Consider the following 15,041-nt stretch of genomic DNA (forward strand, 5'->3'; position numbering starts at 1 on the left):
GCCCCTCCCCGTCCCACCTCCCCGAAATGATCACGTTCAGCAGGATCTCCCGTGCATCACCAGGCTTGTAAGCATGGTGCGACACGAAATTTCGTGCTGAACGTGATCATTCCCAAGCGGGGGGGGTGAAGGGCTAGGCGACGTGGACGTCCACCTCGGTGATGCCGAGCTGGGCGACGACGGGGCGGTCGACCGGCTGCGCGCCCGGTGCGAGCGTCCGCAGCGTCCACGAGCCCGGTGCGGCGAAGAACCGGAACTGGCCCGTCGCGCTGGTCGGCACCTCGGCGGTGAACTCGCCGGTGGCGTCGAGCAGCCGGACGTAGGCACCGGCGAGCGGCGCGTCGTCACGGTGCACGATGCCCTGGATCACGGTCTGCTTGGAGACGTCGACGCCGTCGAGCGACACGCCGCCGGTGGTTGCTCCGCACATCGGGCTCAGACCGTCCCGGGCTCGTCGCCGGTGGCCACCGGCACGCCGACCAGCGAGCCGTACTCGGTCCACGAGCCGTCGTAATTCTTCACGTTCTGCACGCCGAGGATCTCGCGCAGCACGAACCAGGTATGCGAGGAGCGCTCACCGATGCGGCAATAGGCGATGGTGTCCTTGCCGAAGTCGACGCCGACCTCGCCGTAGAGCTGGCGCAGCTCGTCGTCGGAACGGAACGTGCCGTCGTCATTGGCCGCTTTGCTCCACGGGACGTTCGCCGCGGTCGGGATGTGCCCGGCGACCTGCGAGACCTCCTGCGGCAGGTGGGCCGGTGCGAGCAGCCGGCCGGCGTACTCGTCGGGTGAGCGGACGTCCACCAGGTTCTGCGCGCCGATGGCGGCGATGACCTCGTCGCGGAAGGCGCGGATGGAGTTGTCCGGGTCCTTCGCACTGTAGGTGGTTGCCTGCCGCGTCGGGACGGCGTCGACGAGCTGGCGGCTCTCCAGCTCCCAGATCTTGCGCCCACCGTCGAGCAGGCGGACGTCCTCGTGGCCGTAGACCTTGAAGTACCAGTAGGCGTAGGCGGCGAACCAGTTGTTGTTGCCGCCGTAGAGGACGACCGTGTCGTCGTTCGAGATGCCCAGGCCGCTCAGGAGGGCTTCGAACTGCCCCTTGTCGACGAAGTCACGACGCACCGGGTCACGCAGGTCGCTGGACCAGTTGACCTTCACAGCGCCGCGGATGTGGTTCTTGTCGTAAGCGGCGGTGTCCTCGTCGACCTCGACGAGCACCACCTTCGGGTTGTCGAGGTTCTGCTCGACCCAATCGGCCGAGACGAGGCTGGACTCGCGGCTCATGGCGCGACCTCCGTGGGGTTGGGTTGGGATGGGAACAGACGCCGGTAGGCGAGGTAGATCTCACAGCCGAGGCAAAAGCCGAAGGCGGCGTTCAGGAACGCCGCGGCCAGGGCGGCCCCGGCGGCGACGTAGGCGAGGGCGGTCAGCCCGGAGGCGAACCCGATGACGCCGACGACGGCGAACGCCAGGCCCACGGCCTGGGCGAACCGCGGTGGCACGGCGTCTTCCAGCTCACGTGGCGGCCCGAGCCGGGGCCGGACCACACGGGCGTAGAACAGTCCGTACGGCGAGCGTGCCGGCCCGGCGAACGCGCCGGCCGCGAATACGGCGCCTTGCACCGCTAGCAGCCAGCCGCTGCCGGTGACCAGGACGATCGCGAGGACGAACGTGGTGACGGCGGCGGCGAAGCGCTGGCCGCGCGGGTCGATGCTGCTCAGCATGGTCCTCCTGACGTGGACGAGGCGGGGGGATGTGCGTCAGGAACGGAGTGTCTGAATGGGCGCCGCGGGAACGCGGGCGCGCGCCGTTCCTCGTCAGGACATGCGACAGAGCATCGACGCGGCGCGACCGAAGTCGATGGCGCGGCGCTTCCAGAGCTCTGTGCGGAACATACGGACGAGCGTAGGGCCAACCTGGGCCGACGTCACTCCGTGGATCGAATCGTGAGACGGTCCGTCTCACGCTGCGACCATTTGGCCCGATTCTAGGTCGGCAGCGCCGCCCGGACATCGGCGAGCCGCGGCGCTCCGCTGGCCCGCCGCACCACCCGGCCGTGCGCGTCGAGGATCAGCGTGGTCGGGGTCCGCAGGATGTTGAGCCGGCGAACCAGGTCGAGGTGGTGCTCGGCGTCGATCTCCACGTGCACCACGCCGTCGGTGTCACGAGCGACGTGGGCCAACGTGGCCCGCGCGGCCCGGCACGGCTGACAGAACGCCGTGGAGAACTGCACGAGGGTGGCACGCGACCCCAGGTCGGTACCGAGCTCGGCCGGCCCGAGACGCTCGTCGTTCACCGTCGCCTCCACCACCCGCCCGTCGCGTCGCTGCCACCACAGCCCGAACAATGAGGCCGCGACGAGCACGCCGACAACGATCAACACCTCGGTCACGTCCTGCTCAACGCCCCGCCCGGCGCCCGCGATTCCCGCGGCGCCCGGCCGTGGTCAGCTGACGAAGATGCGGCCGAGCACGTAAGCGGCCGGCGCGGCCGCGACGAACGGCACGCTGATCCGCAGCGGGAGGAAGACACCCGCACCGCGGCGCGGTCCATCGCCGGCCGGGCCGTCCACCGGCGGGTCGTCGCCCAGCCCGTCGTCGCCGGCGCGGTGGGCACCGCTCGCGTGGACCCCACTGGAATGCGCTCCGGCCGCATGCACTCCGGCCGCGTGCGACCCAGCCGCATGTGCCGCGGCGGGGTGCAGCCCCGCGCCCCGGTCCGCCGCGCCCGCCGGTGGTTCGGGCTCGTCGAGGTCGATCTGCCCCGGCTCCGCGGTGAACTCCTCGGCCAGCCGGTCGACCGCGGCGAAGGCGACCGCCGCCATCAGCCCGGCGAACGTCGCGACGACGACGGCGCTCACCGCCGGTACCGCCTCGTCGACCCAGCCCGTCGTGAGCACCAGCGCACCGGTGACGACCGCGGCGAGCAGCACACCGAGCAGCCGGCGCACCGCGCGCGAGATGGGCACCGTCTCCGTCACCCCGACGACGCCGACACCGAGCAGCGCGAGGCCGACCGCGTACGGGCCGTCCGGCGACTCGCGCAGGGCCAGCCAGCACACCGGGAGCACCGCGAGCACGCAGGCGCTGACGGAGTAGGCCAGCGAGGCGGTGAGCCGCGCCCGGCCGTCCTGGCCGAAGAGCTGGACGACGACCGACGCCAGCAGCGTCGGGCCGAGGACGGCGGCGATGGGGGTCAGGTCGGAGGTCTCCTCACCGTACGTCCAGGCCAGCGCAGCGCCGCCGGCGGCGAGCGAGACGGCGGCGGACCAGCGGGCGGCGCGGACTCGCGCGGCCGACACCGCGCCCAGGGTGAAGATCAGGACGACGAGCGCGATGCCGCCGGCCAGCAGGGTGCGCCCCGATGCCGACGCCAGGCCGAGCACGCCCGCGAGGGCAGCGACGGCCAGCGAGGCTTGGACGGAGGGCACATCTGAATGCTCGCAGACGCTCACGGCACACCAGGGCCGAAATGACAACAACTCGACAACAGTCCGGCCGCCCCCTGGGAACGGCGTGATCTCGATCTCGCCCACCGGACGCAGGGCCCGCGCCCTACGGTATATGGCACATCGTTTTACGTGACCGGGCACATCGCGCAGGTCGTTCGAAAGGATCTACGGGACATGACGAACATTCGCGCCCGCGTCGCGGCTATCCTGGCCGTCGCCGCGGTCGCCCTGGCTGGATGCGGCGACGACTCGGAGCCGTCCGCCGACGAGACCAGCACCGAGGCGCCCAGTGAGGCACCGTCGGACGAACCATCCACCCCTGAAGAGACGACGCCGCAGTTCAGCTGCCCGCCAGAGCTGAGCGACACACTGCCCGAGAGCCTGGACCCGGACGCCTGCTGGTCGCATCCGGACCTGGAACGCCCGGCACTGATCGACGGCACGGTGTTCGCCCTCGAGCCGGATGCCTCCGACCCCACGACGGCACGCCACATCCTCGCGCTGGACGCCGAGACCGGCGAGCGGCTGTGGAAGTCCGAGGTGCTGCCCGGCGCGGTGTCGGCGCTGCGGGCCACCGAGGTCGACGGCGCGCCGGGCGTAGCCGTCCTGGTCACCGAGAACGACGCCGGCGACGCGCTGACCGAGGCGTCGACGGCGTGGGGTTACCTGGCCTGGCCGGCCGACGCGGGCGGCGGCGACGGGGGCGACGCCGGCAGCGAGGACCCAGCGTTCCAGCCCGAGGTGCACATCACCGTGCCGCAGGGCGAGAACCCGCACACCGACGTCTACTGGACCGACCAGGGCGTGCTGGCCGGCGACCAGTTCCTCGCGACGGACGCCACCGAGTTCACCCCGGTGAACCGTGACCCGGAGCCGATGGTCGTGGGCCAGTACGACCTGGACGAGTACTTCGCGGGCGTCTCCGGTGACCTGGTGCTCTCCTACGTCCGCGGCATCGCCTACACCGACGACGGCTCGGAGAACGGCGACACCTACTTCGGCTGGCTGGCCCGCACGTTCGACGGCGCCGAGGCCTGGAACACCGTCGCCTCGACGCCGAACGAGGAGGACCTCCTGTTCGCCGAGGGGCCGACCCAGATGACGATGGTGGTCGGCCCGTACCTGCTGACCATCACCGCGACGGACGAGAACGCCACCGCGTTCGAGGTCGCCTGGCTGGACGCCGCCACACACGAGCCGGCCACGCCGTCGGCCGCCGACCTTGCCGGCGTGCAGCCGATCGCGGCCGACTCCGGCATCATGGCCAGCACCGGCGCGCTGCTCTCGCCTGACGGCGGCCACCTGTTCGTGGCGTGGTCGACGCTGGCCGTCATCGTGGACGTCGAAGGCGGCACGGTCACCCGGGTCCCGACGGACTTCGAGATCCACGCGACCACGGCCGACGACTCGACGGTCTACGGCAGCACCCAGAACGGCACGCTGACCGTCGACCTCGCCAGCGCGGAGGCGACGGCGATCGAGCCGCCGCACGAGAGCTTCGACCTCGTCGACAGCGAGTTCGGCGTGGCCCTCCTGGAAGGGGGCGTCGGCGAGACGTCCTACCTGGTCGGCGGCCGCCGTACCGACGCCGGCTGAGCATCAAGGCTCGGCGATGTCACGGGGAGTTCTCGTTCAAGGCTCTGCGACCCGATCCGCCGGTCGAGTCGGGCTATAAGGCCAGGGCTCGGGCCGGCCGGTGGTCGGGTCGTGGTGGTCGCCGTCGCCTGACGGGGCGAGTCCGGGCACACCGCAGACCCCGCAGCCGTCGTCTCGGCCCACCGTCGCTCGTTACGGCGTTCGGCCACTGAGAACGGTGGTCGTCGGCGGTCTGCTGCCGCTCTGGTGGCACCACTTCGGCCTTGATCATGGTTCTCGCGTCGCCTCACCTGGCGTGGCCGGTCGTTGGTGGTCAATGCGGCGACCTACAGGTGAGAAAGACCCACCGATCGGGTCGACGAACCACATTCGACTCGACGACGTGCGGTCAGTGACCGCCGCCCGCGAACGGCGGGAGCAGCTCGACCGCCGACCCCTCGTGGAGGACGACGGTGGCGGGGTCGCGCGACCCGGCCGGGGTCCCGTCGACGACGACGGAGCAGATGTCGAGGACGGCGCCGAAGCGCGGGCTGCCTGCGTGCGCGGCCCGGACCGCCGCCAACGCCTGGGCGAGCGTGTCCGCCTCCACCACCTGCGACGAGGTGCCCGCGGCCGCCCGCAACGCCGCCCAGTACCGCAACCGCACCTGCGCCACGGCGAACCTCACACCTCGACGACGGCGGCCTGGCGGGTCTGCTGGTCCAGCCACGCGCCGATGCGCGACACCAGAGACTCCGTGGCGCCGGCCTCGGCGTGGCCGAACCCGCGCTCCAGCCAGAGGTCGCCCGCTCCGGCGGCGCTGTGCACCTGCCACGCGTGGTGCAGCGGGAAGTAGTCGTCCTCGTCGCCGTGGACCACGAGCAGCGGGACGTCGAGCTCGGCGGCGGCCGCCCGCGGGTCGATGGGGTCCGGCGTGGACCAGCCGGCCGGCGAGACCCGGGTGCGGCGGGTCAGCCGCAGCAGCCCCCGTCCGGCGCGGGTCAGGATGAGCCGGTGCAGGGTGCGCATGGCGGCGGTGCCGCGGTAGTGCCACTCACCGGGAACGCTGACCGCGGCGACGGCGCCTACACCGCGGTGCAGTGCGGCGTGGCGGATGGCGACCGCGGACCCGAGCGAGAATCCGAGCGTGGCGACCCGCCGGTAGCCCAGCGCGTGCGCCCAGTCGACCGCGGCGTCCATGTCGAGCACCTCGCGCCACCCCAGCGTGGAGTGGCCGCGGGAGCGGCCGTGCCCGCGCAGGTCGAGCAGGACGACGCCGGCGTGCTCGCTCAGCCAGGCCGCGATGCGCCTCATCTGCGGGCTGCGCGAGCTCTGCGTGAACCCGTGCGCGACGACGACGGCGAGGTCGCCCGGGTACCCGTCGCGGCGGCGGAGATGGTGCGCGTGCAAGATCGTTCCGTCGGCGGCGAGCAGCCGGCGGGCCACCGACGGGCGTGCGTAGTCAGCACCCGGACGCGGGTCGTCGGGGGTGCGGCGGCGGGAACGGCCCAGCATGTCCGCTATTCTTCCCTACGAGGGACCTGGGCGACGAAGCCGGCAGGTCCCTTGCGCGTTCGTGGGACCCTTGAGCCACCGGGAGGTCGCACCATGGCAACCATCGTCCTGCTGACCAACTCGCTGCAGCCGTCGGTCGAGGTGCTGCCGGCCCTTGGCTTCCTCCTGCACGACGTCCGGGTGCTTCCAGCCGAGGCCTCCGCGCTGGTGGACGCGCCCACCGGTGACGTCGTCGCCGTGGACGCGCGCCGCGACCTGTCGCAGGCCCGCGGCCTGACTCGGCTCATCCGCACCACCGGCATCGACGTGCCGCTGATGGCAGTGGTCACCGAGGGCGGGCTGGCCGCCGTCACCGCCGAGTGGGGCGTCGACGACGTCCTGCTCGACTCCGCCGGGCCGGCCGAGGTCGAGGCGCGGCTGCGGCTGGCGCAGGGCCGGCTGGCCGCGGCCGGCGACGACGCGCCTGACGAGATCCGTTCCGGCGACCTCGTCATCGACGAGGCCACGTACACCGCCAAGGTGGCCCGGCGCACGCTCGACCTGACGTACAAGGAGTTCGAGCTCCTCAAGTTCCTCGCTCAGCATCCCGGTCGCGTCTTCACCCGCGCTCAGCTCCTTCAAGAAGTGTGGGGCTACGACTACTTCGGTGGTACCCGAACGGTCGACGTCCATGTCCGGCGCCTGCGGGCCAAGCTCGGCGCCGACCACGAGGCGCTGATCGGCACCGTCCGCAACGTCGGCTACCGGTTCGTCCCGCCGCAGCAGGGCCGCGGCGGACGCTCGACCGCCGGCGTCGCCCTGCCGGAGCCGGAGAACACCGACGACGACACCGCGGAGCGCGTCCGCGCGACTCTCCTGCGTGACTGACTGGTGGAGGGAGGGCAAGACCGCTGACCACAGGGGGCCGAAGGCCTCCTCGAGCTGCCGGTACGAGACGCAGGTCACGGTGACCGTGCATGGGGCTTGCCTGAACTCATCAATTGGTCGTCGCCGCCGCACCGCCGGCCGGTCCTTCCCGCTAAGGTCGCGTGAACGCGAACGACGGGGAAGGGACGTGGCGCAATGGCTGAATACGTGCAGGTGGGTGCGGTCCGGACGTGGTACGACGTCCACGGCGACGGCGACCCGTTCGTGCTCCTGCACGGCGGCATGGTCGACGCCCGGTGGTTCGAGCCCAACCTTGGCGCGCTGGCCGAGCGGTTCCGGGTCTACACGCCGGACCTGCGGTCCCATGGTCATACACCCGATGTCGAGGGCCCCATCACGTTCCACCTGATGGCCGACGACACCATCGGCTTCATCGAGCGGGTCGTCGGCGGACCCACCGATCTCGGCGGGCACAGCGTCGGCGCGTTCGTGTCGCTGCTGGTGGCCATGCGGCGCCCGGACCTGGTCAAGCGCCTGGTGCTGATGAGCTGCGGGTTCAGCAAGGAGGGCGAGACCGTCCCGGACGCGCCGTGGGACGTCGACATGATCGTGCAGTACCTCGGCCCGGCCTACGCGGAGGTGTCGCCGGACGGCGCGGAGCACTTCCGGGTGGTGGCTACCAAGATCGGCGAGCTGGCGGCCAAGGAGCCGCACCTGACCCCGGCCGAGCTGGCGAGGGTCGCGCACCGGACACTGCTCATGGTCGCCGACGACGACATCGTCACGCTGCCGCACCTGGTCCAGATGTACGGCGCGATGCCGAACGCGGAGCTGGCCGTCGTGCCGGGAACGTCCCACTTCATGACGCAGGAGAAGCCGGAGCTGGTCAACGCCCTCCTGCTCGACTTCCTCGGCCGGGACCCGGTGCCGACGGTGGCGCCGATCAGGCGGGCCCAACCGGACGGTGAGGACTGACGGCGTGGAGCTCGTCCGCACCGGCACGTTCGACGCGGCGGCGGTCGACGGTCTCGCCGCGCTGGCCGACCGCGCCCGGGCCGCCGACGGCGTCGCGCCGTTCGCCGACGACCTGTGGCCCGCGGTACCCGGCGGCACGACGACGGTGGCCCTGACGGCGTCGTCGGGCGGTTCGCTCGTAGGAGCGGCGTACGCGGCCCAGCAGGGAGACCGGCTGGCCGCCGAGCTCGTCGTCGATCCTGACCGCCGTGGGCGTGGCATCGGCGGGCGGCTGCTGGCCGAGCTGCTCGGTGCCGCACCGGGCGAGCTGTGGATCTGGTCGCACGGCGACCACCCCGCGGCCGCCGCGCTGGCCCGCCGGCACGGCTTGGAGCGCGCCCGCGAGCTGCTCCAGCTGCGCCGCGCGGTGGGCCCGCGGGCCGAGCCGCTACCGGACCGGCCGCTGCCCGACGGCGTCCGGCTGCGGCCGTTCGTGGTCGGCCAGGACGAGGCGGCCTGGCTCGCCGTCAACAACGCCGCGTTCGCGTGGCACCCGGAGCAGGGCGGGCAGACGCTGGACGACATCCGAGCCGCGGAGGCCGAGCCAGGCTTCGACCCGGCCGGCTTCCTGATGGCCGTCGACGATGCCGGCGAGCTGCTCGGCTTCCACTGGACGAAGGTCCACGAGCACGACCCGAACCCCGGCGTCCACGGCAGCACCGGCGAGCCCATCGGCGAGGTGTATGTGCTGGGCGTCGCGCCAGCGGCCCACGGCCGGGGCTTCGGTACCGCTCTCACCGTCGCCGGTCTGCGCTACCTGGCCGACGTCGCCGGCGTGCACACCGTGACGCTCTACGTCGAAGGCGACAACACGCCCGCCGTCGGCCTCTACGAGCGCCTCGGCTTTCACCGCCACGCCGTCGACGTCGCCTACCACCGCGCGGAGCTCACTCGCGTAGGCCGATCGCGTCGACGGGGCGCAGCCTCATCGCCGCCCGCGCCAGCAGGCCGATGGCCGGGAACCCCAGCACCGCGGTGACGAGGGCGATGCCGAGGAGCCCGGTGAGCGAGATCGACGGCAGCGGCCGTCGACGGTCTGCCGGCCGGCCGCGGCCGCCGCACCGGAGCGGCCAGCAGTCCGGCGGCCGAACCCAGCACCCGCGGGCCGAGCAGTGCCACGCCGATCGACAGCAGGAGCGACCCACCCGCCGCGGCGGCCACGCCCACCGAGGCGGGCATCAGCAGCGCCGGTCGCCTGGCCGCCACCCAGCCCGTCAGGCGCGCCGTGACCAGGCACAGCACGATCGCCGCGAGCCCCGGCAACGGACTCATGGCGGCCCGGAAGTCGGCCGGCAGCAGCCCGGACCCAGCGAACGCCCGGCCCAGCCCGATGGCCGCCAGGTACCCGGGCACCGCGCCGAGTACCGCGGCTGTGGTGGCCAGCAGCATGACCTCGGCACCGACCAGCCGCCGGACCTGCCCTCGCTTCGCCGACCGCTCGCAGCAGCGCGAACTCGCGCCGTCGCTGCTGGATCGACAGCGCATCCGGTCCGCACACTAACTCCGCAACTCCGCGCGAGCGCGAGGTGCTGGCGCTGATGGCCGAGGGCCTCGCCAACCCCGACACCGCCGGGCGGCTCGTGGTCACGGAGACCGCGGTCAGCAAGCACATCCGCAGTATCTTCGCCAAGCTCGGCCTCGCGCCGGGCGACGCCGGGCACCGCCGCGTCCTCGCGGTGCTGGCCTACCTGAACTCATGACGGCCGCGCCACGGTCGATGGCTGGACACCCACGTGCTTCTGTGGGCGGCACGCGACGACGAGCGCGTCGCCACGGCTGCGAGAATTTCTGATCGACGAGGAGAACGAACTGATCTTCAGCATCGTCTCCATCTGGGAGATCGTCGTCAAGACCGCCCCCCGACGGGCGGACTTCAACGTGGACGCCTTCAACGTGGACGCCGGTCACCCCTCGATCAGGCCCTCCTGCGTTACGGCGACCCGGTCGCGGCAGCGACGTAGGCGGAGTCGGTCATGGCCCGAGCTACCCTCCGTTAACCCGGACGTGTCAGCATTTGTCTCATGGCCGAGCCGATCAAGCCGGAGGAGCGGTACCTCGACCGGGAGTTGTCCTGGCTCGCCTTCAACACCAGGGTGCTGGAGCTGGCCGAGGATCCCGACATCCCGTTGCTTGAACGCGCGCGCTTCCTCGCGATCTTCTCCAGCAACCTCGACGAGTTCTACATGATCCGGGTGGCCGGCCTGAAACGCCGTATCGCCGCCGGTGTGGCCATCCCGTCGGCCAGCGGGATGATGCCGCGCGAGGTGCTGGAACGCACTCTCGACCGCACCCGCGAGCTGATGGCCCGGCAGACCAAGTGCTTTCGCAGCGACGTGCTGCCCTCGCTGGTCAAAGAGGGCATCGACATCGCCCGCTGGGACGACCTCGACGACGCCGACCACGCTCGGCTGCGCCGACTGTTCAGCGAGCGGATCTTCCCGGTGCTGACACCGCTGGCGGTCGACCCGGCGCACCCGTTCCCGTACATCTCGGGGCTGTCGCTCAACCTGGCCGTCGTCGTGCGGAACCCGCGCAACGACACCGAGCACTTCGCCCGGGTCAAGGTGCCGCCCAACTTCCCCCGCTTCCTGCCGGTGGCCGGGCAGCGGTTCGTGCCGCTCGAGGACGTCATCGCCGCGCACCTGTCGCAGCTGTTCCCGGGCATGGCGGTGCTGCAGCACCACACGTTCCGCGTCACCCGCAACGAGGACGTCGAGGTCGAGGAGGACGACGCCGAGAACCTGCTCACCGCCATGGAGCGGGAGCTGATGCGGCGGCGGTTCGGACCGGCGGTGCGGCTGGAGGTCGAGGAGACGGTCGACCCGCACGTGCTCGACCTGCTCCAGCGCGAGCTCGGCGTCAACGACGGCGAGACGTTCGCGCTGCCCGGCCCGCTGGACCTCACCGGCCTGCACGACATCGCCGACCTCGACCGCGCCGAGCTCCGCTACCGGCCTTTCCTGCCGGCCACCCACCGCGACCTCCGCGACGTCGAGTCGGCCTCGCCGGCGGACATGTTTGCCGCCATCTCCAAGAGCGACGTGCTGGTACACCACCCGTACGACTCGTTCTCCACGAGCGTGCAGCGCTTCATCGAGCAGGCGGCCGCCGACCCGAGGGTGCTGGGCATCAAGCAGACCCTCTACCGGACCAGCGGCGACTCCCCCATCGTCGACGCCCTGATCGACGCTGCCGAGGCCGGCAAGCAGGTGCTCGCCGTCGTCGAGATCAAGGCACGCTTCGACGAGCAGGCCAACATCACCTGGGCGCGCAAGCTCGAGCAGGCCGGCGTGCACGTCGTCTACGGGCTGGTCGGTCTCAAGACGCACTGCAAGCTCTGCCTGGTGGTGCGCGACGAGGCCGGCGACACCATCCGCCGGTACAGCCACATCGGCACCGGCAACTACCACCCGCGCACCGCCCGGCTGTACGAGGACCTCGGCCTGCTCACCGCCGACCCCGAAGTGGCGGAGGACCTCAACCACCTGTTCAACACCCTGTCCGGCTACTCGCTGGAGTCGGCGTACCAGCGGCTGCTGGTGGCGCCGCACTCGCTGCGCACCGGCATCGTCGAGCGCATCCAGCGTGAGATCGAGCACCACCGTGCCGGCCGGCCGGCACGCGTGCGGTTCAAGCTCAACAGCCTGGTCGACGAGACCATCATCGACGCGCTGTACGAGGCGTCGGCGGCCGGCGTCCCGGTCGACATCTGGGTGCGCGGCATCTGCAGCATCCGCGCCGGCGTCCCCGGTCTGTCCGAGAACATCCGCGTCCGCAGCATCCTGGGCCGCTTCCTCGAGCATTCACGCATCTTCGCCTTCGAGAACGGCGGCGACGTCGAGCACTGGATCGGCTCGGCCGACCTCATGCACCGCAACCTCGACCGCCGGGTCGAGGCGCTGGTGAGGCTGCGCCGGGCAGAGCACCTGCAGGAGATCGACGGCCAGTTCGACCTCGCCTTCGACCCCGGTACGGCGTCCTGGCACCTCCTGCCCGACGGCACCTGGCAGCGCTCCCACCTCAACGCGGACGGCGAGCCGTTGGCCGACCTCCAAAAGGTCCTCATCGGACGCAAGCAGCGGCGGAAGGCCACCACGTGAGCGGTGCGGAGCGAGCCGCCCGGCCACACACCGTCCGTGAGGTCGAGCAGAAGTTCCGTGTGCACGGCCTGTTCCGCATCCCCGACGTGTCCGAGCTGGCAGGAGTCTCCGCGGTCGACGACCTCGGCGTCATCGAGATGGAGTCGGCCTACTACGACACGCCCGACCTGAGGCTGGCCCGGGAGGGCATCACCCTGCGCCGGCGCGTCGCCCGCGGCAACGGCGACGACGAAGGGTGGCACCTGAAGCTGCCCGTGGACGCCGACCGGCCCGGAGCTCGTGACGAGATCCGGCTTCCGCTCGACGCCCCGGGTGACCCGCCCGCCGAGCTGGCCGCCATCGTCAGGGTCATCGTCAGGGACGCTCGACTGAAGCTGGTGTCCACGCTGCGCACCACCCGCGCGCGGCAGGTGATCAGGTCCGCCGACGGCGACGTTGCCGAGCTGGTCGACGACACCGTCCACGTCGTAGGCGCCGACGGCACGGTCGCGGCCCGCTTCCGCGAACTGGAGCTGGAGGAGCTGGGGGGCGGCCCCGTCGTCCACACCGTCGCCGAGGCGCTCACCGGCGCTGGCGCCGTCGGCGGGGAGTTCGTCGCCAAGGCCGTGCGAGCGCTGGGCCCGAACGCCGCCGCGCCGCCGGAGGTGCCCGCGCCGGACGCGCCGCGGCCGAAGGATCCGGCCCTGGACACGCTTGTCGCGTACCTCGCCACGCACGTGCGGGCGCTGCGCGCCGCGGACATGGCGTTCCGCCGCGATCCCGACGACGCCGAGGCGGTCCACCAGCTGAGGGTGGCGGCGCGGCGGCTGCGCAGCGGGCTGCGGACGTTCCGCAAGCTGCTCGACAAGCCGTGGGCCGAGCAGCTGCGCTCGGAGCTGGCGTGGTTCGCCCGCAGCCTCGGCGCCCTGCGCGAAGGCGACGTGCTGCGCGAACGCCTGGAACGGCACAGCGACGACCTGCCGCCGGACCTCCCCGCGAGCGAGGTCCGGCTGGTGCTGGTCGAGGTGCTGGGCGGCAAGGTCGCCGGCGCCCGGGCGCACGTCGGCGAGCTGCTCGATTCCGAGCGGTACCTGACCCTGCACGACCACCTGGTGCGAGCCGCCACCCGGCCGCTGGTCCGGGCCGACGCCGAACGCCCGGCCCGCGACATCCTGCCACCGCTGGTCGACCTGGCTTGGAAGCGCCTGGACGACGCCTGCGCTGATCTCACCGACGATGCTCCGGACGAGCTGTGGCACGCCGCACGGCTGGCGGCCAAGCGGGCCCGGTACGCGGCGGAGTCGGTCGCGCCGACGCTGGGCAGCGACGCGAAGGCGTTCGCCAAGCAGCTGAAGAAAGTCACGGACATCCTCGGTGAGCACCAGGACGCCGCCCAGGCGGCCGCGACCGCCCGCGAGCTGGCCAACTCCGACCAGGCGTCCTCCGACGCCGCCTTCGCCCTCGGTGTACTGGCCTCGCTGGAGCGGGCGCATGTGCACGCCGCCCGGGCACGGTTCGCGCAGGTGTGGCCGCAGGTGCGCCGCGCCAAGTGGCGCCGGTGGCTCGCCTCGTGAGCCCTCGCCGCGGCCCGGTCATCGCGGCCGGAGCGGTGGTGTGGCGAGCGACCAGCCGGGGTGACCTCGAGATCTGCCTCGTCCACCGGCCCAGGTACGACGACTGGTCGCTGCCCAAGGGCAAGCTCGACCGCGGTGAGCACCCGATGGTCGCCGCCGTGCGGGAGGTGTGGGAGGAGACCGGCCACCAGGTCCGGCTCGGCCGGAAGCTGCCGACGCAGCGCTACGAGGTCGCCGGCCGGCCCAAGGTCGTCCACTACTGGCTGGCCGAGGCCGACGACACCGCCGGCCCGCGCGAACCGGACGACGAGGTCGACGCCGTCGCCTTCCGGCCGGCGGAGGATGCGCTCGAACGCCTGACCTACGAGCGCGACGCCGAGCTCGTCCGGGCGGCACTCGACGGACCGGTCCGGACGACCCCACTGGTGCTCCTGCGGCACGCCGCCGCGCTCTCGCGAGAGTCCTGGCCCGGCCCGGACATCGAGCGGCGGCTTTCGACACCCGGGATCCGCCAGGCCGAGGCGCTGATCGCGGTACTCGCCGCGCTGAGCCCGCGGCGGGTGCTCTCCAGCGACTCGGTGCGGTGCGTCGACACGGTGCGTCCGTTCGCCGAGCGGTTCCGGCTCATGCTGGAGCTCGACCCGTCGCTGTCCGAGGAGGGCCTGCGCGCGGGCCCCAACCCGCACCGGGCCGGCGACGTGGTCCGCTCGCTGCTGTCCGACGGACCGGCCGTGGTGTGCTCGCATCGCCCGGTGCTGCCGCTGCTCTTCGAGGCCGCCGGCACCGATCCGGGACCGACGCTGGAGCCCGGCGAGTTCGCCGTGCTGCACCACCACGAAGGTCGCGTCGTCAGCGTCGACCGGCAGTCCGCCGGCGTCGCGTGATCGACCCGTGACCGCTCTCAGCGGCGGCTCGTGACCTCATCGCAACCGGACACTCGGCCCGTTCACGTGACGGCCATCACAA

General features: G+C 72.2%; 16 protein-coding genes. 9 read left to right on the forward strand and 7 right to left on the reverse strand.

Annotation, left to right across the window (positions count from 1 at the left end; genetic code table 11):
- Positions 1-133: 133 nt before the first annotated feature.
- The 5 genes from E1269_RS22990 to E1269_RS23010 all read right to left on the reverse strand — a co-directional run bounded on the left by E1269_RS22990 (position 134) and on the right by E1269_RS23010 (position 3,430).
- Positions 134-430: a DUF1416 domain-containing protein gene (locus E1269_RS22990; protein WP_131898935.1), complete on the reverse strand. Its 297-nt coding sequence runs from the start codon at positions 428-430 to the stop codon at positions 134-136.
- A 5-nt stretch (positions 431-435) separates the two neighbouring features.
- Positions 436-1,284, reverse strand: a complete 849-nt coding sequence (locus tag E1269_RS22995) for a sulfurtransferase (RefSeq protein WP_131898937.1) — start codon at positions 1,282-1,284, stop codon at positions 436-438.
- Positions 1,281-1,724 carry a DUF4395 domain-containing protein gene (locus tag E1269_RS23000; RefSeq protein WP_131898939.1) on the reverse strand — a complete coding sequence of 148 codons (444 nt, stop codon included), beginning with the start codon at positions 1,722-1,724 and terminating at the stop codon, positions 1,281-1,283. The genes E1269_RS22995 and E1269_RS23000 overlap by 4 nt, the downstream gene beginning before the upstream one ends.
- 263 nt (positions 1,725-1,987) lie before the next feature.
- On the reverse strand, positions 1,988-2,392 hold the full coding sequence (locus E1269_RS23005) for a thioredoxin family protein (RefSeq protein WP_131898942.1): 405 nt from the start codon (positions 2,390-2,392) through the stop codon (positions 1,988-1,990).
- 54 nt (positions 2,393-2,446) lie between these two features.
- Complete coding sequence (locus E1269_RS23010; protein WP_131898944.1) at positions 2,447-3,430, reverse strand: hypothetical protein; 984 nt, start codon at positions 3,428-3,430, stop codon at positions 2,447-2,449.
- A gap of 195 nt (positions 3,431-3,625) precedes the next feature.
- Between E1269_RS23010 and E1269_RS23015 the strand changes: the two genes are divergently transcribed.
- Positions 3,626-5,047, forward strand: coding sequence for a hypothetical protein (locus E1269_RS23015; protein WP_131898946.1), 1,422 nt, complete (start codon positions 3,626-3,628; stop codon positions 5,045-5,047).
- A 388-nt stretch (positions 5,048-5,435) separates the two neighbouring features.
- On the opposite strand, the gene E1269_RS23020 is transcribed toward E1269_RS23015, so the two are convergent.
- Together E1269_RS23020 and E1269_RS23025 are read right to left on the reverse strand one after the other, a co-directional pair.
- Entirely contained in the window at positions 5,436-5,702 is a 267-nt protein-coding gene (locus E1269_RS23020) for a MoaD/ThiS family protein (protein ID WP_131898948.1), read from the reverse strand.
- Positions 5,703-5,710: 8 nt separating this feature from the next.
- On the reverse strand, positions 5,711-6,541 hold the full coding sequence (locus E1269_RS23025) for an alpha/beta hydrolase (protein ID WP_131898950.1): 831 nt from the start codon (positions 6,539-6,541) through the stop codon (positions 5,711-5,713).
- 93 nt (positions 6,542-6,634) lie between these two features.
- Here E1269_RS23025 and E1269_RS23030 point away from each other — a divergent pair, with 93 nt between their 5' ends.
- The 8 genes from E1269_RS23030 (at position 6,635) to E1269_RS23065 (ending at position 14,959) form a co-directional block, all read left to right on the forward strand.
- Positions 6,635-7,408 carry a response regulator transcription factor gene (locus E1269_RS23030; RefSeq protein ID WP_131898952.1) on the forward strand — a complete coding sequence of 258 codons (774 nt, stop codon included), beginning with the start codon at positions 6,635-6,637 and terminating at the stop codon, positions 7,406-7,408.
- A 195-nt stretch (positions 7,409-7,603) separates the two neighbouring features.
- Positions 7,604-8,383 (forward strand): alpha/beta fold hydrolase, encoded by a 780-nt coding sequence (locus E1269_RS23035; protein WP_131898954.1) that lies wholly within the window; start codon positions 7,604-7,606, stop codon positions 8,381-8,383.
- Positions 8,384-8,387: 4 nt separating this feature from the next.
- Entirely contained in the window at positions 8,388-9,401 is a 1,014-nt protein-coding gene (gene mshD / locus E1269_RS23040) for a mycothiol synthase (RefSeq protein WP_131898956.1), read from the forward strand.
- A 246-nt stretch (positions 9,402-9,647) separates the two neighbouring features.
- Complete coding sequence (locus E1269_RS23045) at positions 9,648-9,923, forward strand: hypothetical protein (protein WP_131898958.1); 276 nt, start codon at positions 9,648-9,650, stop codon at positions 9,921-9,923.
- Positions 9,895-10,122, forward strand: coding sequence for a response regulator transcription factor (locus E1269_RS23050; RefSeq protein WP_275264625.1), 228 nt, complete (start codon positions 9,895-9,897; stop codon positions 10,120-10,122). The genes E1269_RS23045 and E1269_RS23050 overlap by 29 nt, the downstream gene beginning before the upstream one ends.
- Positions 10,123-10,443: 321 nt before the next feature.
- On the forward strand, positions 10,444-12,522 hold the full coding sequence (locus tag E1269_RS23055; RefSeq protein ID WP_131898962.1) for an RNA degradosome polyphosphate kinase: 2,079 nt from the start codon (positions 10,444-10,446) through the stop codon (positions 12,520-12,522).
- Positions 12,519-14,075 carry a CYTH and CHAD domain-containing protein gene (locus E1269_RS23060; protein ID WP_131898964.1) on the forward strand — a complete coding sequence of 519 codons (1,557 nt, stop codon included), beginning with the start codon at positions 12,519-12,521 and terminating at the stop codon, positions 14,073-14,075. The genes E1269_RS23055 and E1269_RS23060 overlap by 4 nt, the downstream gene beginning before the upstream one ends.
- The gene (locus tag E1269_RS23065; protein ID WP_203433995.1) at positions 14,072-14,959 is read left to right on the forward strand and encodes an NUDIX hydrolase; all 888 of its coding nucleotides are present in this window, start codon (positions 14,072-14,074) and stop codon (positions 14,957-14,959) included. Before E1269_RS23060 ends, E1269_RS23065 begins: the two co-directional genes overlap by 4 nt.
- Positions 14,960-15,041: the final 82 nt, after the last annotated feature.

Source organism: Jiangella asiatica, assembly GCF_004349065.1.
GTDB classification, from domain to species: domain Bacteria; phylum Actinomycetota; class Actinomycetes; order Jiangellales; family Jiangellaceae; genus Jiangella; species Jiangella asiatica.

Bases quoted from the DNA above. Each gene is read 5' to 3' on its own strand.
- E1269_RS22990 (WP_131898935.1), bottom strand. From the start codon at position 430: ATGTGCGGAGCAACCACCGGCGGCGTGTCGCTCGACGGCGTCGACGTC.
- E1269_RS22995 (WP_131898937.1), bottom strand. From the start codon at position 1,284: ATGAGCCGCGAGTCCAGCCTCGTCTCGGCCGATTGGGTCGAGCAGAAC.
- E1269_RS23000 (WP_131898939.1), bottom strand. From the start codon at position 1,724: ATGCTGAGCAGCATCGACCCGCGCGGCCAGCGCTTCGCCGCCGCCGTC.
- E1269_RS23015 (WP_131898946.1), top strand. From the start codon at position 3,626: ATGACGAACATTCGCGCCCGCGTCGCGGCTATCCTGGCCGTCGCCGCG.
- E1269_RS23025 (WP_131898950.1), bottom strand. From the start codon at position 6,541: ATGCTGGGCCGTTCCCGCCGCCGCACCCCCGACGACCCGCGTCCGGGT.
- E1269_RS23030 (WP_131898952.1), top strand. From the start codon at position 6,635: ATGGCAACCATCGTCCTGCTGACCAACTCGCTGCAGCCGTCGGTCGAG.
- E1269_RS23035 (WP_131898954.1), top strand. From the start codon at position 7,604: ATGGCTGAATACGTGCAGGTGGGTGCGGTCCGGACGTGGTACGACGTC.
- E1269_RS23055 (WP_131898962.1), top strand. From the start codon at position 10,444: ATGGCCGAGCCGATCAAGCCGGAGGAGCGGTACCTCGACCGGGAGTTG.